Raw genomic sequence first — 18,990 nt, 5'->3', positions numbered from 1 at the left:
CGACACGAGACGACACGCGGAAGGCGCACGGACGGGTGCGGAGGGCGGCTGACGGGGCGGGCGAGCGCGTCGCCCCGTTGACGAGGCAGACGGACCCCGGAACGCTCTCTCGATGCCGTCACGTCTCGCCCCCGTGACGCGCCGCGGCCCGGCACGGCCATGCACGCGACTCCTCCCGGCCCGATACCGCCATGCACACCTCGCACGCCACCGTGCCCCGGCCCGGGGGACCGCGCGACGCCGGCGGACCGGCCGGAAGCGGCCTACAGGGCTCCGGCACCTTCGTCGGCGCGCCAGGTCTCGGGACGTGCCCGCGCTCTGCGTGCTTCGGCCACCAGGAGGACGCAGACAGCGGTGCCGAGCACCGCGGAGCCGGCGACGACGCGGTGCACCGGCCAGAACTCGGCGGCGAGCCCGGCGAGTGCCATGCCGATCCCCTGCACGGTCATCAGGCCCGCCGTCATCAGCGTCATGCCCCGGCCGCGCAGCTCCTCGGGCACGCTGGCCACGAACCACTGGTCCAGCCCCACGGCGTAGGCGCCGCCGACACCGGCCAGCACCAAGAGGGGTATCGCCCAGACGAGCGAGGGCCGCAGCGCGTACCCGGCGAGCGGGAGCAGCCCGAGGGCGGCGAGCGGATACACGATCCGCGAGCGGGTACGCGGAGCGAGCAACGACCCGGCGCCGAGTTCGGCGGCGATGTGCCCGGCGGGCATCGCGCACATCAACAGGCCGAGCGCGGCCGGGGAGGCGCCGATGCTGTCGGCGTACGGTGCGGCGAGCGCCTCGGGCGCCACCACGAACATGGCGGGCACCCAGAAGAGCAGGACCTGGGCACGGGTGCGGCGGTCGGCGAAGAGATACCGGGCCCCGGCCAGGGATTCGGCGAGCAACCGCGCCCGCCTTCGGACGTGACGGGCGGGACGGGCCCGGGTGCCCCAGCGCAGCAGGGCCGCCGAGCACAGGAAGGTGAGCAGGGTGCCGGTGATCGCGCCGCGAGGGGAGAACACCGCGAGCAGTACGCCGCCCGCGCCGTAGCCCGCGAGGAGCGCGCTCTGCGAGACGACGCGCAACAGCGAGCGTCCGAGGACGTACAGGTCGCCCTCGCCCAGGATGTCGGTCAGCGCGGCCATGCGGGTCCCGGTGAACACCGGGGCGATGACGGCGAGCAGGAAGCGCAGGCCCAGCAGCACGATGACCGGAACGCCGGGCAGCACCATGCCCGCGACGATGAGCGCGCACAGCAGATCGCATCCGACCAGGACACGGCGGGCCGGGTAACGGTCGGTGACGCCGCTCAGCAGAGTGCCGCCGATCAGGTAGGGCAGAAATCCGACCGCGAAGGTGAGCGCGCTCAACAGCGGGGAGCGGGTGAGGTCGTAGACGAGGATTGTGAGGGCGATCTCGCTGACGACGACGCCGAGCACGGACAACAGGTGCGCGGCGAACACGGCCCGGAACTCCCGTACGCGCAGTACCGCGCGGTAGCCGGATCGGGCGTCGGGAACATGACCGGGGGAGCCGGCGGGTGCGACCGGTGGTGAGGTGGACATGGGAGTGAGCCTGTGGCGGGAGGACGGGCGATTCCATCCCTTCGGCTCAGGACGAATGTCCCGGCGTCGTTGGAGATCCCCTCCACGGGTGGGAAGGTTCACCGCATGCCGTTCCATCTGCGCTTCGACGCACGCGACCTGCTGCGCGTGCGGTTTGCGATCTCGCCTCTGTGGGAGACGCAGGCCGCTGTCCGGCTCGCGCTGCGCGGGGCCGGACGCGGATACCACCTGCCGTGGCTGCGGCGTACGCGGGAGAGGGCGGCGGCGCTCGATCTGGGCCCGGTCGGGCTGCTGATGCCGGAGGGCGGCCACATCCCGGACTTCTGGAGCCCGCCTCCGCCCGGACCACTGGCCACGTTCGAGGAGGAGCTCGCGCGGGTGCGCGCGACCGATCCAGCGGTCGCGCGCAAGGAGATGGCGCTTGCCTTGGCCGACACGCCGGGCGCCGCTCGCAGCCGGACGGGCCGGACGCTGCTCGCCGATCCGGAGAACGCCGTGGCGCTCCTGGCGGACCGTCTACGACACGCCTGGGAAGTCCTGGTGAAGCCGGACTGGCCACAGCTGCGGGCCTTGCTGGAGGCGGACGTCGCCTACCGTTCCCAGAGGCTCGCGGACGGCGGTCTGGCAGCACTGCTGGGCGAGTTCGGGCCCCGAGTGCGATGGCGCGATTCCACGCTCACGGTGAACGGCACCCGAGGGGACCACGAGCGCGTCCTGGAGGGCGGCGGGCTGGTCCTGATGCCGTCCGTGTTCGTCTGGCCGGACCTGGCGGGCGGCTACGAGGAACCCTGGCAGCCGGCCCTGATCTATCCGGCACGCGGGATCGGCGCGCTATGGCGTACCACGGGTCCGGACGCCTCCGAGGCGTTGGCACGGCTCCTGGGCCAGGCCAGGGCGCGCGTGCTGGGCGCGCTGACCGACCCGGCGTCCACGACCGGCCTTGCCGAGCGGCTCGGACTGGCCCCCTCCTCGGTGTCCGCGCACCTGTCCGCGCTGCGCGGTGCGGGGCTGCTGGTGTCCCGTCGCCAGGGTCACCGCGTGCTGTACGAGCGCACGCCGCTCGGGGCCGCGCTGGCGGCCGGCGGGGCCGACCCGGAGGGGAACGGGTAGCCGTCACCGCGGCCGGGGCGCATCGTCCCGGTACCGGGACGGCGGACTGGGGGGAGGCACCGGGGCGTTCCCGGTCCGGTACGTATGCGGGACCGCCCACCCATGACGGGGTGGGGCACGGCGTCAGCCGACGTTCGTCTCGTTCGGCGGGCCGCCCGCGAGCAGCGAGGGCGAGCTGCCGTTCAGGGCTCCGAGGACCGTGCGGACCTGCAGGTCCACCCTTCTCGCGTCCTCGTCCGGCGCCTCGCCCGCGGCCAGCGCCGGTGCGTCGGCGGGCAGGTCGTGCACTTCGTGCAGCAGCGCGAGATAGACGCGCTGGCACCAGTCCGGATCGCTTGCCGTGATCACGCCTGCTTCGTGGAGGCGCGCGAAGAGCGTGCACAGGCCGTTGCGGACTTCCGGGGTGAGCGCTTCGGTGAGCTGGATGGCGAAGCGATGGCTGAGCTTCAGCTCGAAGACTCTCTCGGTGACCCGGTACAGCGCGATCAGAGGCGGGGCGGTGTCGACACGGGCTTCGGCGAGACCGAGCAGATAGCGCCGGGTCAGCCGCTCGGCCAGGGCGTCCAGCAGCACCTTCCGCGAGGCGAACCGCCGGTGCACGGTGGCGCGCGTCAGTCCGGCGGCGTCGGCGACCCGCTCCAGTGGTGCCGCCGGGTCCTGCGCCAGGACCGTCTCAGCGGCATCCAGGATGCGGGCCACGCTGCGCTCGGCGTCGGCCCGCATCCGCCGGGACGTGCCTGTCTCACCCATGTCGTCTCCTTGGTCTGCGCTATCGTAGCGAAGCCAACTGATACTCCACTGTCGCAGTTATTGACTTTACTGCGACTTCGGCGCATTAATTAATCAGTCAGAGCACCCCACCAAAGGGAGTCCGCCATGGACCTTCAGCTTGAAGGACGACATGTCCTCGTCACCGGGGCGAGCAGGGGGATCGGTCTCGCCCTCGTTCGCGCGTTCATCGGCGAAGGGGCCCGGGTCACCGCCACCGCCCGGCACACCACCCCCGAACTGGACGACACAGGCGCGAAGTTCATCGCGGCGGACCTGTCGGCCCCCGACGGCCCCCGAGCCTTGGTGGACGAGGCTCTGACCGGCATCCCGCAGCTGGACGTCCTGGTCAACAACGTCGGCGGCGGGGTGCTGCCGGACGGGACGGTGGGAGATCCGTTCGACGCCGCGGAGGACGCCTGGGCCGCAGCCCTCACCCTCAATTTCACCGCCGCCGTGGAGGTCACCCGGGCCGCCCTGCCGGCCCTTGTCCGCGCCCAGGGCGCGGTGGTCAACATCAGCTCCGACGCCGCGCGGCGCCCCGGCGGAGAGCCGCTGGCCTACTCCTCGGCCAAGGCCGCGCTCAACTCCTTCACGCGAGGGCTCGCCGAACGGGTGGCGGCCTCGGGGGTCCGCGTCAACACGGTGTCGCCCTCCCTCACGCGGACCAGCCTCACGACCGGCGAGGACGGATACGTCGCCCGCGTCGCGAAGGGGCTGGGGGTCGCGCACGAGACCCTGCTCAAGGCCATGCCCAAGCAGAACGGAATGCTCGTGGACGCCATGATCGATCCCGCCGAGATCGCCCGCGCCGTACTGCTGCTCGCCTCACCCACCATGCCCAGCGCGATCGGCCAGAACTGGGCGATCGACGCGGGCGCCACGAAGATCGTGTGATCGCACCGTCCGGGGCGTCGGACCTCGGAACGCTCGACTCGGGCGCGGTTCCCGGTAGGTACCTCGACTCGGGCGCGGTTCCCGGTACGCAGGTATTGCTCGCCAAGAGGGAGTGCGGCGCCTCCCCCGAGAAGCGGGAGGGCCGGCCACTCCCCCGGCTCAGGGGTCAGCAACGCAAGGACGCGGCTGCGGCCGTTGCCTGCCGTTCACCGGCCCCGGCCCGGCAATCGTGCCGTGGTCTGCGGGAATGACCAGGCGCGAGGTCGTGGAGAGGAGGCCCGCAGCCTCGGGCCCCTCCCTGAGCGGGCCCCCCGCGTTGGCACGGGTCAAGGGCTGTCCCCCCGGCGCACCCCGCTCTTGTCCCCCACCACGGCGCGTGAAGGCGGCGGAGCGGTGTCACACAGGCGCGGCCGTGACGCAGAGAGCCGGGAGACGACGCGGTAGCGGTCACCCCGGTAGACGGCGCGCACGTATGCGACGGGACGGCCCGTTTCGTCGGTGGTGAGGCGTTCGATGAGAAGCGCCGGGGAGAGGTGAGCGACCTCCAGGACGGCGGCCTCGGTCTCGTCGACGAGGACCGGCTCGGTCGACTGGACCGCCTCGTACTGCTCGGCCCGGCGGTGCTCCTCAAGGTACGCGTACAGCTCATCGGCCCGGGGCGGGTGCGTCGGCGGGCCGGGGGCGAGGCCGTGCGGGAGGTAGAGGTGTTCGAGGGACAGCGGGCGTCCTTCGGCCCTCCACAGTCTCGTGACGTGGACGAGGAGGTCCCCGGGCGCCACTCGCAGCCGCTGTCCCGGGGCCCCTTCCGCTCCTTCCACGGAGCATGCGAGGACCTGACCGGAGGTGGTGCCCCGGGGGAGCGGCATGGCCGGGCCGCGGCCGGTCGGGAGGAGTTCCCGCACGGTGTGGGCGGGAGCCGCGACGAACATGCCGCGGCCGTGCTCGCGACGCAGGAGTCCGCAGGCGACGAGTTCGTCCGCTGCCGCGCGCAGGGTCGGCCGGGAGACACCGAGCTGCGCGCTGAGCACGCGCTCGGAGGGGATGGCCTCTCCCACCGCGCGTCCCCTGACAAGAGAGAGGAGGTGTTCGCGGACCCGCTCCTTCTTCGGCGCGGAGCCACCGGCCATTCCCGCGTCCCTCCCGTGTCCTGCTTCGGCGAGCTGCTGTCGAGCTGCTGTGTGGGCGAGTGGCCTCCGGCGCGCGGCGACGCGCACGCCACGGTCCCGGACCGGTGGACGGGACGCGGCGCGACGGATCTCAGGTCAGGTCGGCGGAGGCCGGGACGGCGGGGGACGCCTGCCGCGGGATGTCGTACGCGTGGGGGGCGGAACCGTCGGTGAGGAGCGCGGCGACGGCCTGGGCGGACGCGGTGGAGGCCCCGTGGGTGCAGACGTGTGCCTCCCCGGGCAGCGGGCCGGGCAGCCCGGTCTCGACCACGAGGGCGTCAGGACGGGTCCGGACGATGTCCGTCAGCGCCCGGCGCATCCACGCGTGGCGACCGGCGTCCCGTACGACGACGACCAGAGGGCGCCCTTCGGCGGGAGCGAGCACTCCGGCGGGCAGGGGGGCGTCCGCCGGGAGGTCCTCCTCCCGCAACTGGAGCGAGGTGGTGGCGGGGGTGCGGGCGCGCAGGGGGGCGGCGAGTCCCCACGGGGTTTCCTTGCCGATGGCGAGATTGGTGCGAGGGGCCAGCTCGACGACGTGTGCGGCGCCGGTCAGGGGCAGCCGGGTGCGGGCGGCCTCGGTGAGGCGGATGGCGCGGCGGGCCGCGTCGAGGCCGACGAACGGGTCGGGCGCGCCCGTGGCGTTCTCGCGCAGCGCGGTCGACCAGGTGGCGAACTCGGCCACGCGGCGGGCCGCGTCGGCGAGGCGCTCGGCGGGCAGGTCACCGGCGAGGACGGCGGCGACCAGGGCGTCGGCCAGGCGCCGGGGGATGTCCGGGTCGGCGTTCTCGCCGCCGACGCAGATCGCGTCGGCGCCGGCCGCGACGGCGCGCACGGCGGCGCCCTCGATGCCGTACTGGTCGGCGACCGCGCCCATCTCGATGGCGTCGGTGACGATGAGTCCCTCGTAGCCCAGTTCCTCGCGGAGCAGGGTGGTGAGGATGCGGCGGCTGAGGGTGGCCGGGCTGTCCGGGTCGAGGGCCGGTACGAGAAGGTGTCCGCTCATCATGGCGCGCACACCCGCCGCGATGGCCGCGCGGAAGGGGGGCAGCGCCTGGCGGGCGATGTCGTCGACCGGGGCCTCGTAGACGGGCAGGCCGTGGTGGGAGTCGACCGCGACGTCCCCGTGGCCGGGGAAGTGCTTGGCGCAGGCGGCGACGCCCGCCGACTGGAGGCCGCGAATCCAGGCGGAGGTGTGGCGGGCCACGGTGCCGGGGTCCGCGCCGAAGGAACGGACGCCGATGATGGGGTTGTCGGGATTGCTGTTGACGTCGGCGCTGGGCGCGTAGTCGAGGCTGACGCCCGCCGCGCGCAGCGTGTGGCCGAGGTCCTGGGCGACGGCGTGCGTCGTCGCGGTGTCGTCGAGGTACCCGAGGGCGTGGTTGCCCGGGCGGCTGGAACCGGTGCGGGACTCGATGCGGGTGACGTCGCCGGACTCCTCGTCGATCGCGATGACGAGTTCGGGGTTCTCGGCGCGCAGGCGCGCGGTGAGAGCGGCCACCTGCTCGGGCGTTTCGATGTTGCGGGAGAAGAGCACCACGGAGCCGAGGCCGTCCCGGAGGCAGTCGAGAAGCCACTCGGGAGCGGTGGTGCCGACGAAGCCCGGTTGGAGGACGCCGAGCGCGAGGCGGCGCAGTTCCTTCTCGTTGTGCATGGGGTGCCCTTCGCGTGGTGCCTGCCGAACCGCCAGTGGGCGCACGGAGTTGCCGACGCACCGCTTCCTGGTCTGGACCTTTGAGCCAACGCGCCGCGCGGCGCCCTGTCAAGTGGTCTGGACCAGATTCGGTCGATCGTTCACCGCCTCGTCACACGGAGTCGGAGGACGGGTGGAAAAGTACCGGTCAGTAATGAAAATGACGTGACGTCAGTGACTGAGGAGACATTGACAGGCTTCGTTGGTCTAGTCCAACGTGGGGGGGCGAGGCGCCGTTCCGAACCGTGCGCCCCCGGCCTTCCCCTCCCTCGCGTCCGTCGTCCGCGCATGCCGTGTGCCCTGGCCAGGACACCGCGCCCGGACGACGCCTCGCCATCCCCGCGCTCTAGAGCCCTGGAGTTCCGTCATGCCCACGGCCGACCCGTATCTGCACCGTGCCGCGACCACCCGTCCCTACTTCAGCGCGGACGGCGAGACCTACCTCGCCGCCACCGCGCTGCGCGAGCTGCGCAAGACGCGCCCGCTGCGCGTGCTGAGCGAGGAGCAGTTCTCCTTCTGGCAGACCTACGGCTACGTCGTGGTCGAGCAGGCCGTCCCGCGCGAGGACGCCGAGCGTCTCCTCGAGGTCGCCTGGGAGTTCCAGGGGCTCGACCCCGACCGCCCCGAGACCTGGTACGAGGAGCGCGAGTACCGCTCCGAGCTGGACCAGGAGCTGCACATCTACGGGTTCGTGGAGGCGTACCACCACGAGCTGATGTGGCGGAACCGGCAGAGCCGGCGCGTGTACGAGGCCTTCGCCGACGTCTGGGACTGCGACGAGCTGTGGGTCACCCTGGACCGGCTGAACCTCAACCCGCCGAACATCAAGACTCGCGACCGCTCCCTGATCGAGTACCGCCCGACCGGTTTCGACATCGATCTGCACTGGGACGTCGACAGCACGCGCGTCATCCCGCCCCAGCGCGTCCAGGGCATCCTCGCGCTCAACGACACGGTGCCCGAGCAGGGCGGATTCCAGTGCTGCCCCGAACTCTTCCGGCAGTTCGACCGGTGGAAGGCCGAGCAGCCGGCCGACCGCGATCCCATCCGTCCGGCCGTGGACCGCACCGAGATGCCCGTCGTGCGCCCCGAGTTGCGCGCGGGCGACCTGCTCATCTTCAACGGCCACCTCGCGCACGGCGTGGCACCCAACCTCTCCACCGCCGGGGCCCGCGCGGTCCAGTACCTGTCGATGATGCCCGCTCTGGAGCAGCACAAGGAACTGCGGCGCTCGCGGGTGGACTCGTGGCGCCACCTGAGCACCCCCACCTGGAACGGCACCCTCCTGGGCGACGCCGTACGCCCGGAGGCCGAGCGCTACGCCAGTCCCGAACTCGACGAACTGGGGGAACGCCTGCTCGGCCTGCGCTCCTGGCGGGAGGCGGACACGAAGGAGGCTGACTCGTGCGCAGCGTCTGCCTGACCCTCCCGACCGACCGGGAGTGCGTGGCCACGCTGGGGCTCCTGGCCGAGGAAGCCGCCTACGCGGTCGGGCACTTCGACGTCGAGGTCCACCTCCTCGTCCTCGACTCCAGCGCTCCGCGGACGCGTGCCGCCCACCGGGCGGCGCTGCGGCGGCTCACCCTCCCTCCCCGCGTACGCGTCCACCACGTCGACGAGGAGGAGCAGCGCGCCTTCCTGCGTCACGTGCTCGCGCTCACGGACACCCCGAAGGCCGAACTGCTGCTCGACCTGATGCTTCCCTCGGCGCCCTCCTACGGCGCGTGCACCAACCGGGCGTTCCTCCTGAGCCTCGCGCTCGGCTGCGTATCCGTGCACCGCAGGGACTCCGACAGCCGCTACCAGGAGCACGACGGCCGGAAGGTCTTCCCGATCCACCACGAGCTGCGGGCGCTGGGGGCGCGGGCCGCCGACCTGATCGACGACGTGGACGAGTGCGACCTCACCCCGCGGGAGGCCGCCCGCACCGTCTCCCTCGTCGGGGCGTCCTTCGTCGGCCCGCCCTCCGTCGACATCGCGGAGATCGCCGCCCTGGACCCCGAGGCGTACTACGACGTGGTCAGCCTGTGGGCCCCCGCGGACGCGACGGAGGAGGAGAGGCGGGCGCTGGTCGCCGAGTCCTTCCTCGGAGCGGGCAACGACGCCTTCGAGCGCGACCACACGCTGCTGACCCGGGTCGACCCCATGCGCGTCGACATGTGCAACATCGCCTTCCAGGACGTGCACGCCCGGGTCCCGCTGCCACCGGCGACGAACACCATCGGAAGCGACTACTTCCTCCTCCACCTCGTCCACCACGCGGGGCTCCCCGGTGTCCTGCACAACCGGCATATCGTCAACTACTACACGGGCGAACGCCGTACGGACGCCGGCTTCCTCGCCTACCAGACGCGCTTCGTGAAGTTCCTCCTGTCGATGGCGCACCTCCACCCCGCCTACGCGGCGCTCGCCCGCGCGGGCTCAGGGCTCCTGCGCGACGACGGCACCGTCGACGCGGAGCAGGTGGCCGCCCTCGTGCGGCGCGCCGCCGTCGTGGACCCGGCCGAGAACCTCGATCGCCTCGACCGTGTCGACGACGCCTACCGCCGGCTGGGCGGGCGCTACGCCGACGTCGCCGACCACCTGCGCCCCTCGCGCGAGGCACTGCCGGCGGAGGCCCGCTCGGACATGGAGGACTACGCCCTGCTCATCGACGCCTGGTCCGCCCTCGTCGCCGGAGCGCGCCAGGCCGGCCCGGCGGGACTGCGCGCCGTACAGGAGGAAAGATGACGTCCGCGCCGCCGCCCGCGCCCGAGGGGCCGGAAGGTCACGACCGGCTCGTCTACGACCTCGACGGCATCCGCGCCCGGTACGCCGAGCTGTGCCGCGAACTCCCCTCCGCCACTGTACGGTTCGCCATGAAGGCGGCTCCGGACGACGGGGTGCTGCGCGCCCTCGCCGCCGTGGGCGCCGGGGTGGACGCGGCCGGGCCGCAGGAACTGCGGCAGGCGCTGCGCGCCGGGTTCGCCGTCGAGGACATCCACTACGGCAACACGATCAAGTCCGACGCGGACATCGCGGAGGCGTACGCCCTGGGGGTGCGCCTCTTCGTGACGGACAGCCGCGAGGACCTCGCGGCACTCGCGCGCCACGCCCCCGGCGCGCGGGTGTTCTGCCGGATCGCCGTCGAGGGCGGGAGCGCGCTGTGGGGTCTCAAGCACAAGTTCGGCTGCTCGCCGGACGAGGGCGTGCAGCTCATGCGCGAGGCCGTCACCCTCGGCCTCGTGCCCTCCGGGCTCTCGGTGCACGTGGGCTCGCAGCAGATGGACCCCGACGCCTGGCGCGGCGCGTGCGAACGGCTCGCGGCGGTACTGGAGTCGCTGGGTGAGGAGGGCATCAGGCTGGACCACGTGAACCTCGGGGGCGGCCTGCCCGCGCGGGGGTACCTGAGTGCCGACGGCCAGCCGCTCGACCCGCCGCTGGACAAGATCTTCGCCACGCTCAGGGAGGGGGTCGAACGGCTTCGTTCCGTCCACGGCACCCACCTCGGCGTCGTCGTGGAGCCCGGCCGGTGGCTGGTCGCCGACCACGGCACCATCCACGCCCGCGTCGTACGCCTGACACAGCGGCGCATGCCCAACGGGACGCTTCAGCACTGGCTCTACCTGAGCTGCGGGAAGTTCAACGGTCTGTACGAGATGGACGCCCTCCAGTACCGCCTGCGCTTCCCGACCCGCTCCGCGGCCCCCCGGGTCCCGGCGGTCGTGGCGGGGCCGACCTGCGACAGCGACGACGCCTTCGCCCACGATCGCGGGCACGTGCGCGTCCCCGAGGATCTGCGCTCGGGCGATCCTGTCGAGATCCTCTCCTGCGGCGCGTACGCGCTGAGCTACACGACGCGGGGATTCAACGGCTTCTCCCCCCTCCCCGTCGTCCTCACCGGTGCTCCGCCCGCCTCGCGAGGAGACGGCCGGTGAGCGCGACGCGCGTGACGGCGCGGCCCGTGACAACGGAACCCGCGGCGGCGGAGCCCGAGATCCGGGGCCTCGTCCCGGCGGACTGGGCCGGGATCATCTCGCTGGAGGCCGAGGCGTACACCCCGCTCGGCCTCTCCGAGAGCCCGGCGGTCCTCCGAGCGAAGGCGGCGGTCTCGCCCGGGACGTGCTTCGTGGTGCGCGACGCCGGGGCGGAAGCGGTCGGCGGCTATCTGCTCGCCCTGCCCAGCCCGCCGCGACGCCCTCCCTCCTGGGGACGGACCGAACCGGCGGCCGGGCAGGGCGAGAACCTGCACATCCACGACCTCGTCGTGAGCCCCCTCCTGCGCGGGCGGGGCCTCGGGCGCCGACTCGTGGCCCATGTGGAGGACATCGCGCGGGAGCGGGGCTGCACCTCCGTCTCGCTCGTCGCGGTGGGCGGCGCCGACCGCTTCTGGGCCGCGCTCGGCTACGCCGCCCAACCGGACGTGGCCGTCAGCGACTACGGCGCCTCGGCCGTCTACATGTCCCGCGCGCTCGCGTCGCGAGAGCCTTCTCCGGAACGCGCCGCGCCCCCTGCCCCTCAGTCGTCCCACAGGCGGAGTTGACCTCATGCCCTCCCCCGTCCCCTCGTTCCGGCGCGGGCAGTTCGCCACCGCCGCGCTCTTCTGCGCCCTGGGCTTCCAGTACGCCACCTGGGCCTCGCGCATTCCCGCGCTGAAATCGGAGCTCGGCCTGAACGCCGCCGAGGTCGGCTTCCTGCTGATGGCGGCGGGGGTGGGCTCCTGCGTGTCCTTCCCCCTGATCGCGCTGCTGATGCGACGCCTGGGCTCGCGCAGGCTCGCGCTGCTCTCGACCGCGGCGCTGGCCCTCGTCCTCCTCGCGCTGGCCGCCGCTCCCAACTACCCGGTCGCTCTCCTTGTGGTGTGCGTCGACGGGGTCTTCGTGGGGTGCCTCAACACGGCGATGAACGCGCAGGGCGCGGCGCTGGAAGCCCGGTACGAGCGGCACACGATGGCGAAGCTGCACGCCGTCTTCAGCGGCGGCTCCTTCCTGGCGGGGGTGCTCGCCTCGGGGGTGCACCTCGTGACGTCCTCGCTCACCGCTCACTTCGCCGTCGCCGCCGGGCTCCTCCTCCTGCTCACCGCGGGCGCCTGGACGGGCCTGCTCACCGACACGGAGGAGGCCGCAGCGCCTTCCTCACCCGAGGACGCGGGAGCGGAAGCGAAACCGCGACGCCGGACGCTGCCGGGCGCGGCCGTGTGGTGGATGTGCGCCGCCATGGTCTTCGGGACGATCGTGGAGGGGGCGATGAACGACTGGTCCGCGCTCTACCTGAGGGATGTCGCCGACGCCTCGGAGGAGCTCGCGCCCCTGGGCATCGCCGTCGTCTCCGGCGTCATGGTCCTCGCGCGGCTGTGCGCCGACGGCTGGCGCGAGCGCTGGGGCGACGGACGGGTCGTCGTCCTGGGCAGCGCCTTGGCCGGTTCCGGGCTCGTCCTGGCGCTCGCCGCCGGTGGTGTCTGGCCGGCCTTCGCCGGTTTCGCCTGTGTCGGGCTCGGCGTCGCGGCGGTCACCCCGTGCGTCTACGTGGCGGCTGCCCAGCAGGGCGGGAACGCTCTCACGCTCGTCGCGGCCATGGGGACGACGGGGCTGCTCGCCGGTCCGCCGCTGATCGGCTTCGTGGCCAGTGCGAGCAGCCTGGTGTGGGGGTTCGGCTGCGTCGCGGGAGCCGCCTACGTGGTGGCCCTGTGCGGCCTCCGCATCCCGTGGCCGGCCCGCCGTACCAGCACGGACCCCACCGCCGAGGAGGCGGTCGCCGCCTGAACGCGCGCGCCGTCGCGCGTCCGCTCGTCACCGGGGCGGGAAGTCGTCGGGTCCGCCGAGCGGGCCCGGACGGGTCCCCGCCCCGGCGCGCAACAGCCCCTCGATCGCCGACAGCCGCCGCTCCAGTCGTTCGACGTCGGCGTGCGTCGGGGCTCCGGCGGACTGCTTCAGCACGACGATGAGCTGGCCGTCGGGTTCCAGACGCGCCGAGGCGACGTCCCCGATCCCTTCACCGTTCTGCATCCGGACGGCGTGCTCGATCTCCGAAGGCCGCACGGCCAGGCGCCGCGCGGCGCGCGTCATGATGGAGCCGTTCTCGACCACTGTCGTCGAAGTCCCCTCCAGCACACGGGCGACGCGAGGTCTCGCCACGGTCAGCCGGTTCGTTAGCGCGTTCACGGCGACGAGGGTGACGGCGCCGACCAGGCCGCCCAGCAGACTGTTGTCCGGTCCGATGACCGCGTTCTGCACCACGTTGGAGAGAAGGAAGACAACGACGAAGTCGAACGTGTTGAGGCTGGCCAGACCACGTTTCCCGCTGAGCCGGAAGAGGGCCAGGATCACGGCGTACACGAAGACCGTGCGCAGGATCTTCTCCACGATGGGGATCTGAATGGTCAGCATGTCGTGCCACACGGCGACTCCTCTTCAGGCAAATGCCAACATAACGCCCGCCTCGTCACCGGAGTGGTTTCGTCCCTGGTGTTGAGGGGACGAAATGCCGTCGCTTCCCCCTTGCTCAGCCGAGCTTCGACGGCGGGGCGCCGAAGGCACGGGTGAAGGCGGCGGTGAAGGCCGCGGGCGAGGAGTAACCGAGGCGTCCGGCGACGGCGGTGACACTGTGCGTGGGCAGGAGCGGGAGGGCGGCGAGGAGGCGGGCACGGGCGCGCCAGGTGGCGGGGCTCGTCCCGGTGAGCGCGTGGAAACGGCGGTCGAAGGTGCGGGGGCTCATCGCCGCCGCGCGGGCCCAGTCCGTGTTCGTCAGCGCGGTGTCGGGGGCGGCGAGGTAGGCACGGCACAGGGCACGGAAGGGTTCCTCGCGCGGGAGCGACACGGCGAACGGGGCGGGCGCGGTGCGGCGCAGTTCGTGCAGCAGGAGCCCGATGAGCGCGCCGTCGCGCCCGGCGGTGTCGTAGTCGGGGCCCAAGTCGTTCGCGGCGCGCAGGAGTTCGCGCAGCAGGGGGCCGACCTCGATCACCGTGCACGACGTGGGCCACCAGGGGACGGCGTCCGGCTCGATGTACAGGCTCCAGGTGGTGACGCCCCGCATGTGGACCTCGTGCGGGGTCCCGGGCGGGATGCACACGGCGCGGTCGACGGGGACGGTCCAGGCGCCCTCCTCGGTCTCCAGGCGCATGACGCCGGAGGCTCCGTGGAGCAACTGGGCCCTGCGGTGGGTGTGCCGGGCGAGGAGGTGGTCCGGCGGGTAGTCCGTGCCGAGCGGGAGGACGTCGACCGGGAGGTGGTCGAGGGTGTCGAGGGGGACGTTGCGCACCCGGCCAGGGTAGGCGAAGTCGCGAAGGAAGTCGCCCGGCCTGCGATTGCCCGCCAGGGGCCGGGCGCGATGTGCTCGGGGGGTGTCTGTACTCGTACTTCTTCTGGTCGGTCTCGGCGTCGGTGCGACCACCGCGCTGTTCGGTTTCGGCGGGGGCTTCGTCACGGTCCCGGTGATCACGGTGGTGGACGCCGGGCTCGGCGGTGACGCCGTGCGGGTGGCGACGGCGACGTCCGCCCTGGTCATGCTGGTCAACGCGCTCGTCGCCACGCTCGCCGCCCCGCCACGGGCGCTGCGCGGCCGGTGGGCGCTCGTGGTACTGCTCGGCGTGGGCGGGGCACTCGGAGCGGCGGCCGGGCGCTTCGCGCCGGGCCCCTTGCTGCGCTGGGGCTTCGTGGCGTACGTGGGGGTCACGGTCGTGGACCTGCTGGCGCGGCCCGGCTTCCTGCGCCCGGCCCGCACGGCCACGGGGCGGCGGCACGCGCTGCCGACCTGGCTGGGCCTGCCGATCGGTGCCGTCGCCTCGTTCCTCGGCGTCGGGGGCAGCGTGATGACGGTGCCGCTGATGCGCCGGGCGGGTGCTCCGATGCCGGTGGCGGCGGCGCTCGCCAATCCGCTCACGCTGGCGATCGTGGCGCCCGCGCTGTGCGTCTCGCTCCTGGTGAGGGGGAGCACACCCGCGGGGGCCGGGCTGGTCGGGGCGGTGGACGTCGTCGCCGCGCTGTCGCTGCTGGCCGGTTCGACGGTGGTCGTGGTGCTGCTGCGCCGCCGCCCGCCGCGGGTCCCGGACGCGCTGCACGCGGGGGCCTACATCGCGCTGCTCGTCATGGCGGGCGCCGCGGTCGCGGTGACGGGCTGAGGGCTCCTCGCGCCGGGTGCGGCCCCGGGGAGTCGCACCCCTGCGAGCCCCGGCCGAGGAAGGTACGGCGTGCGCGTGCGCGCTGAGCGGCCCTGGTGACACGCGGGAGGCACGCCCCGCGGCGCACGGACGAGGGCATGGCGAGACACGGCCGGTGGTACGGGGAGGGGCGGCGCGCGGCCGGCGGGCGCCGCCCCTCCCCCGTCCTCCGGCGGCTCTCAGTCCTCCGTGCGCCGGAGCGCCACGACGTCGATCTCGACCAGGATGTCCATGAGGTCGGAGCCGACCGTCGTGCGCACCGGCAGCGGGCCGCCCGCGGCCTCGAAGGCGGCGCGGTAGGCGGCGTCGAAGCCCGCGAAGTCGCGGCGCAGGTGCTGGAGGTGGACGGTGGACTTGACGACGTCGGCGAGGGAGAGCCCGTCCGCCGCGAGAACCGCGGAGAGGTTCGCGAGCACCTGAGCGGTCTGTGCCCCGATCCCCTCGGGAACCGCGCCGCTCCCTGGGTCCTGCGGGCCGAGGCCCGAGGTGTACACGTACGGGCCCGCCGCGAGGCCCTGGCTGTAGGCGCCCGCGGGCGGGGGCGCGGCGTCGGTGCGCAGAGCGCGGCGGCTGGGGTCGGTGCTCATCGGGTCAGGTCCCCTTCCTTGGCGTTGACCTCGGCGTAGTGGTGGAGCTTGTCCTCGTCGACGGTGACGCCGAGCCCGGGTCCGGTGGGGACGGTGAGGCTGCCCTCGCGCAGGGTCAGGGGCTCGATGATGTCGTCCGCGTGCAGGTAGTACATGGAGTCGATGGCGCGCGAGAGGACCGGGGTGCTCGCGACGACGGCGAGGTGCGCGGCGGTAGCGATGCCGAGTTCGCCGCCGCTGTGCAGGTTCATGCCGAGCCCGAAGGTCTCGCAGTGCGCGGCGAGGGCCTTCGTCGCCGCGATGCCGCCCCACTTGTAGACGTCGCCGTGCACGACGTCCACGGCGCCGAGCCGCACGGCGGGCGCGAACTCCTCGAAGCGCACGAGGCACATGTTCGTGCACAGCGGGATGCGGACCTTCGCGCGCACCTGGCTCATGCCCTCGATGCCGACGCAGGGGTCCTCCAGGTACTCCAGGTCGAGTTCCTCCAGGGCTATCCCGGCGCGGATCGAGTCCGGGACGGACCAGGCGGCGTTGGGGTCCACGCGCAGATCGGTGCCGGGCAGTTCGGCGCGAAGCGCGCGCAGGATCGCGACGTCTCCCGCCACGTCGGTGGTGCCCTTGAGCTTGACGGCGCGGAAGCCGCCCTCGGCGACGACCTTCGCCGTGTGCTCGGCGAGGGCCCCCGGCAGGTCGGCGCCCGTGACGCCGGGGGCGTCGGCGCGCGTGATGAGCGCGGTGAGGGGGACCTCGGTGCGCACGGGGCCGCCGAGCAGGTCGGTGACGGACTGGCCCGTCGCCTTGCCCATGGCGTCCCAGCAGGCCACGTCCAGCGCGGCGAGCGCCGCGTAGCCGAGGTAGCCGTGGAAGAAGGGCACCATGTGCTGCTTGCGGTGGAAGGCTTCGAGCGCGAAGGGGCTCGTGCCGATCAGGTCCTCGGCGAGGACGCGCACGAGCGCGGCGACGGGCCGGCCCCACATCGTCTCGCCCCAGCCCTCGACGCCGCTGTCGGTGCGGATGCGGACGACGGTGCGGGTCTCGCCCGTCTTGGTCTCGAAGGAGGAGGTGAAGGGGTTGAGGAGGGGGAGGTTGACGACGTGGACGTCGACGCCGGTGATCTTCATGTGCTTCCTCGCTGGGTGGGGGTGCGGGTGGTGCGGTGTGGAGGGCGGTACGGGGCGGCTCAGCCCGTGCCGGGAGCGGTCCCCGTACCGGTCCCGGTGGCGCGGTCGAAGGCGAGGACGGCGTCGGCGAGGGCGCGGGCCCGCGCGTCCAGGAGCGCGGCGCCCTGCTCGGGCCGGGCGCCGGAGGCGTCGTCCGTGCTGCCGCCGACGCGTTCCCACTCGCCGTGCCGCTCGGTGGTCAGTCCCCCATAGGGGGGCCGGTCGAAGAGCGGTGGCGGGTCCACGGGCGCGCGGCCCGGGACGGGGGTGCGGACCAGCTCGGGGTGGGCGGCGAGCATGAGCGAGGTCTCGTACCAGCCGGCGTGTCCCGGGACGAGCGGGGCGTGCTCCGGGTCCGCCGCCGCTTCGCCGAGCGACCAGTAGGAACAGGCGGCGGCCGTGACCTCGGCGCGCAGCGCGAAGCGCTTGACGGCGAGACGCATGATCTCGTCGTTGCCGCCGTGTCCGTTGACGACGAGCACCCTGCGGTGCCCGGTCGCCGCGAGCGAGTCGAGTATCTCGTCCAGCACGAGGCCGAGGGTGTGCGCGGAGAGGGTGAGGGCCGCGGCGAAGAGGTGGTGGGGGCTGTGCCCGTACGGGAGGGTGGGCAGCCGTACGACGTGCGGGACCCGCTCGCCTTCCGCCGCGCGGTCGGCGAGGTGGGCGAGGGCACGCTCGGTGACGGCCTCGGCGAGGAGGGTGTCGGTGCCGAGGGGGAGGTGCGCGGCGTGCTGTTCCTGCGAGCCGATGGGCAGCAGGGCGATGGCGTCGGGGGCGGCCTCGCGGGTCTCCCGCCAGGTGGTCTCGGTCAGGTACCGGTGGCTCACGCGGGTGTCACCCCGGTGGTGCGGCGTGGCAGAGTCGGCGTATGGCGCATGAACGTTCTCCTTTGCGGTTGGTGCCGTCCCCGGCCGTCACGCACGGCGACGGCGGTGCGGCGGGCCCGGGCGCGCTGGGCGCCGTCGAGGTGCTGCCGGGACGGGTGCGGGCGGCGCTGCTGAGCGGCGCGGGCGTGGTGCGGGAGCGGGCCGACGCGGTCTTCGACCCGGCGGCGGGCGCGGACGCGGTGGACGCGGCGCTCGCCGAGGTGGCGGGGCTGCTCGCCGGGGGCGCGCCGCTCGGTGTCGGGGTCGCCGCCGCCGGGGTGGTGGACCCGGGCGCGGGGCTCGTCGTGGAGGTGAACGAGGCGCCCGCGCTGCGCGGCTACCCGGTGGCGCGGCGCCTGGAGGCGCTCGTGGGGGCCCCGGTGCGGGTCGAGCACCGGGCGAGGGTGCAGGTGCTCGGCGACCGCTGGTTCGGGCCCGGGCGCGGGCGGCGCTCCTTCGCCTCCGTGTCGACGGGCGAGGTGCTCGGGGTCGGCATCCTGTACGCGGGTGAGGTCGTGGCCCCGCCCGGCGGGCGCAGCGGCGCGCACATGACGGTCTCGGCGAGCGGGGGCCGGTGCACCTGCGGACGGCGGGGGTGCTGGAAGACGGTCGCCACGACGCGCTGGCTGCGCGAGCGGGCGCGGAAGCTGGGGCTCGGCGGCGAGGTGTCGCTCGGGGCCCTCGTCGCCGCCCCGGGCGAGGAGGCCGCGCGGCTCGTCAGCGAGTACGCGGAGAACCTGGTGCTCGGGCTCGCGACGGTGCAACAGCTCTTCGCCTGTGGCCTGTTCGTGCTCCACGGGGAGGCCCGCGAGGGCGGCGAGCGGTTCCGGGCGCTGGTCGAGGAACGGCTGCGCGCCGACGTGCTCGGCGCCGGGGAGCCGGTGCGGGTCGTGGTGAGCGAGGCGGCGGTGGACGATGTCGCGCTGCTCGGCGCGGCGGGCCTCGTGCTCTCGGGGCGCTGAGGCGGACCGCGCGACTCGGCCCCCTCCCGTCGAGCGCGCCGGTCGGCCCCCTCCCGTCGAGCCGCGCGCCGGTCGGCCCCCTCCCGTCGAGCGG

18 protein-coding genes are annotated in these 18,990 nt (G+C 73.6%); 9 read left to right on the top strand and 9 right to left on the bottom strand.

All coding sequences use genetic code 11. The annotated features are described in order from the left end of the window. Nucleotides 1-263: 263 nt before the first annotated feature. The gene (locus tag IF99_RS0106180; protein WP_051703387.1) at nt 264-1,553 is read right to left on the bottom strand and encodes an MFS transporter; all 1,290 of its coding nucleotides are present in this window, start codon (nt 1,551-1,553) and stop codon (nt 264-266) included. Between the two features lie 105 nt (nt 1,554-1,658). Here IF99_RS0106180 and IF99_RS0106175 point away from each other — a divergent pair, with 105 nt between their 5' ends. Further along, complete coding sequence (locus IF99_RS0106175; RefSeq protein WP_030995322.1) at nt 1,659-2,663, top strand: ArsR/SmtB family transcription factor; 1,005 nt, start codon at nt 1,659-1,661, stop codon at nt 2,661-2,663. 123 nt (nt 2,664-2,786) lie between these two features. On the opposite strand, the gene IF99_RS0106170 is transcribed toward IF99_RS0106175, so the two are convergent. Next, nucleotides 2,787-3,413 (bottom strand): TetR/AcrR family transcriptional regulator, encoded by a 627-nt coding sequence (locus IF99_RS0106170; RefSeq protein ID WP_078655002.1) that lies wholly within the window; start codon nt 3,411-3,413, stop codon nt 2,787-2,789. Between the two features lie 126 nt (nt 3,414-3,539). On the opposite strand from IF99_RS0106170, the gene IF99_RS0106165 reads away from it, so the two are divergent. After that, nucleotides 3,540-4,328: an SDR family NAD(P)-dependent oxidoreductase gene (locus IF99_RS0106165; protein WP_030995320.1), complete on the top strand. Its 789-nt coding sequence runs from the start codon at nt 3,540-3,542 to the stop codon at nt 4,326-4,328. Nucleotides 4,329-4,654: 326 nt separating this feature from the next. Here the strand turns inward: IF99_RS0106165 and IF99_RS0106160 are convergent, their stop codons facing one another. Then, nucleotides 4,655-5,455, bottom strand: coding sequence for a GntR family transcriptional regulator (locus IF99_RS0106160; RefSeq protein WP_078655001.1), 801 nt, complete (start codon nt 5,453-5,455; stop codon nt 4,655-4,657). Nucleotides 5,456-5,585: 130 nt separating this feature from the next. Then, on the bottom strand, nt 5,586-7,145 hold the full coding sequence (locus IF99_RS0106155) for a glycoside hydrolase family 3 N-terminal domain-containing protein (protein WP_030995318.1): 1,560 nt from the start codon (nt 7,143-7,145) through the stop codon (nt 5,586-5,588). A gap of 406 nt (nt 7,146-7,551) precedes the next feature. Here IF99_RS0106155 and IF99_RS0106150 point away from each other — a divergent pair, with 406 nt between their 5' ends. The 5 genes from IF99_RS0106150 to IF99_RS0106130 are packed head-to-tail and all read left to right on the top strand — an operon-like array spanning nt 7,552 to nt 12,925. Then, nucleotides 7,552-8,607, top strand: coding sequence for a phytanoyl-CoA dioxygenase family protein (locus IF99_RS0106150; protein ID WP_030995317.1), 1,056 nt, complete (start codon nt 7,552-7,554; stop codon nt 8,605-8,607). Then, a complete protein-coding gene (locus tag IF99_RS0106145; protein ID WP_030995316.1) occupies nt 8,589-9,914 on the top strand; it encodes a DUF6271 family protein in 1,326 nt (441 codons plus the stop codon). Before IF99_RS0106150 ends, IF99_RS0106145 begins: the two co-directional genes overlap by 19 nt. Then, nucleotides 9,911-11,101: a type III PLP-dependent enzyme gene (locus IF99_RS0106140; protein WP_030995315.1), complete on the top strand. Its 1,191-nt coding sequence runs from the start codon at nt 9,911-9,913 to the stop codon at nt 11,099-11,101. Before IF99_RS0106145 ends, IF99_RS0106140 begins: the two co-directional genes overlap by 4 nt. Continuing rightward, nucleotides 11,098-11,706: a GNAT family N-acetyltransferase gene (locus IF99_RS0106135; protein ID WP_037826515.1), complete on the top strand. Its 609-nt coding sequence runs from the start codon at nt 11,098-11,100 to the stop codon at nt 11,704-11,706. Before IF99_RS0106140 ends, IF99_RS0106135 begins: the two co-directional genes overlap by 4 nt. A gap of 4 nt (nt 11,707-11,710) precedes the next feature. Further along, complete coding sequence (locus IF99_RS0106130; RefSeq protein WP_030995313.1) at nt 11,711-12,925, top strand: MFS transporter; 1,215 nt, start codon at nt 11,711-11,713, stop codon at nt 12,923-12,925. A 27-nt stretch (nt 12,926-12,952) separates the two neighbouring features. Here the strand turns inward: IF99_RS0106130 and IF99_RS0106125 are convergent, their stop codons facing one another. Together IF99_RS0106125 and IF99_RS0106120 are read right to left on the bottom strand one after the other, a co-directional pair. After that, a complete protein-coding gene (locus IF99_RS0106125) occupies nt 12,953-13,561 on the bottom strand; it encodes a DUF421 domain-containing protein (RefSeq protein ID WP_030995312.1) in 609 nt (202 codons plus the stop codon). A gap of 103 nt (nt 13,562-13,664) precedes the next feature. Continuing rightward, complete coding sequence (locus IF99_RS0106120) at nt 13,665-14,420, bottom strand: AraC family transcriptional regulator (RefSeq protein WP_030995311.1); 756 nt, start codon at nt 14,418-14,420, stop codon at nt 13,665-13,667. Between the two features lie 82 nt (nt 14,421-14,502). Between IF99_RS0106120 and IF99_RS0106115 the strand changes: the two genes are divergently transcribed. Then, entirely contained in the window at nt 14,503-15,279 is a 777-nt protein-coding gene (locus IF99_RS0106115) for a sulfite exporter TauE/SafE family protein (RefSeq protein ID WP_030995310.1), read from the top strand. Between the two features lie 218 nt (nt 15,280-15,497). Here the strand turns inward: IF99_RS0106115 and IF99_RS0106110 are convergent, their stop codons facing one another. From IF99_RS0106110 to IF99_RS0106100, 3 genes are read right to left on the bottom strand one after another with little or no spacing between them, the layout of a single operon-like run. Next, complete coding sequence (locus tag IF99_RS0106110) at nt 15,498-15,905, bottom strand: RidA family protein (protein ID WP_030995309.1); 408 nt, start codon at nt 15,903-15,905, stop codon at nt 15,498-15,500. Then, entirely contained in the window at nt 15,902-17,029 is a 1,128-nt protein-coding gene (locus IF99_RS0106105; protein ID WP_030995308.1) for a mandelate racemase/muconate lactonizing enzyme family protein, read from the bottom strand. The genes IF99_RS0106110 and IF99_RS0106105 overlap by 4 nt, the downstream gene beginning before the upstream one ends. A 59-nt stretch (nt 17,030-17,088) precedes the next feature. Continuing rightward, the gene (locus IF99_RS0106100; RefSeq protein WP_030995307.1) at nt 17,089-17,895 is read right to left on the bottom strand and encodes a creatininase family protein; all 807 of its coding nucleotides are present in this window, start codon (nt 17,893-17,895) and stop codon (nt 17,089-17,091) included. Between the two features lie 41 nt (nt 17,896-17,936). On the opposite strand from IF99_RS0106100, the gene IF99_RS0106095 reads away from it, so the two are divergent. Further along, nucleotides 17,937-18,896, top strand: coding sequence for an ROK family protein (locus IF99_RS0106095; RefSeq protein WP_234340600.1), 960 nt, complete (start codon nt 17,937-17,939; stop codon nt 18,894-18,896). The last annotated feature ends 94 nt before the right edge of the window (nt 18,897-18,990 follow it).

Source organism: Streptomyces sp. NRRL F-5630, from assembly GCF_000719475.1.
In the GTDB taxonomy this organism is placed as follows: domain Bacteria; phylum Actinomycetota; class Actinomycetes; order Streptomycetales; family Streptomycetaceae; genus Streptomyces.
This window is presented reverse-complemented; position numbering and strand designations above follow the sequence as displayed.

Coding starts and splice junctions, on each gene's coding strand:
- IF99_RS0106130 (WP_030995313.1), top strand. CDS start 11,711: ATGCCCTCCCCCGTCCCCTCGTTCCGGCGCGGGCAGTTCGCCACCGCC.
- IF99_RS0106105 (WP_030995308.1), bottom strand. CDS start 17,029: ATGAAGATCACCGGCGTCGACGTCCACGTCGTCAACCTCCCCCTCCTC.
- IF99_RS0106150 (WP_030995317.1), top strand. CDS start 7,552: ATGCCCACGGCCGACCCGTATCTGCACCGTGCCGCGACCACCCGTCCC.
- IF99_RS0106160 (WP_078655001.1), bottom strand. CDS start 5,455: ATGGCCGGTGGCTCCGCGCCGAAGAAGGAGCGGGTCCGCGAACACCTC.
- IF99_RS0106175 (WP_030995322.1), top strand. CDS start 1,659: ATGCCGTTCCATCTGCGCTTCGACGCACGCGACCTGCTGCGCGTGCGG.
- IF99_RS0106155 (WP_030995318.1), bottom strand. CDS start 7,145: ATGCACAACGAGAAGGAACTGCGCCGCCTCGCGCTCGGCGTCCTCCAA.
- IF99_RS0106095 (WP_234340600.1), top strand. CDS start 17,937: ATGGCGCATGAACGTTCTCCTTTGCGGTTGGTGCCGTCCCCGGCCGTC.
- IF99_RS0106170 (WP_078655002.1), bottom strand. CDS start 3,413: ATGGGTGAGACAGGCACGTCCCGGCGGATGCGGGCCGACGCCGAGCGC.
- IF99_RS0106165 (WP_030995320.1), top strand. CDS start 3,540: ATGGACCTTCAGCTTGAAGGACGACATGTCCTCGTCACCGGGGCGAGC.
- IF99_RS0106180 (WP_051703387.1), bottom strand. CDS start 1,553: ATGTCCACCTCACCACCGGTCGCACCCGCCGGCTCCCCCGGTCATGTT.
- IF99_RS0106110 (WP_030995309.1), bottom strand. CDS start 15,905: ATGAGCACCGACCCCAGCCGCCGCGCTCTGCGCACCGACGCCGCGCCC.
- IF99_RS0106140 (WP_030995315.1), top strand. CDS start 9,911: ATGACGTCCGCGCCGCCGCCCGCGCCCGAGGGGCCGGAAGGTCACGAC.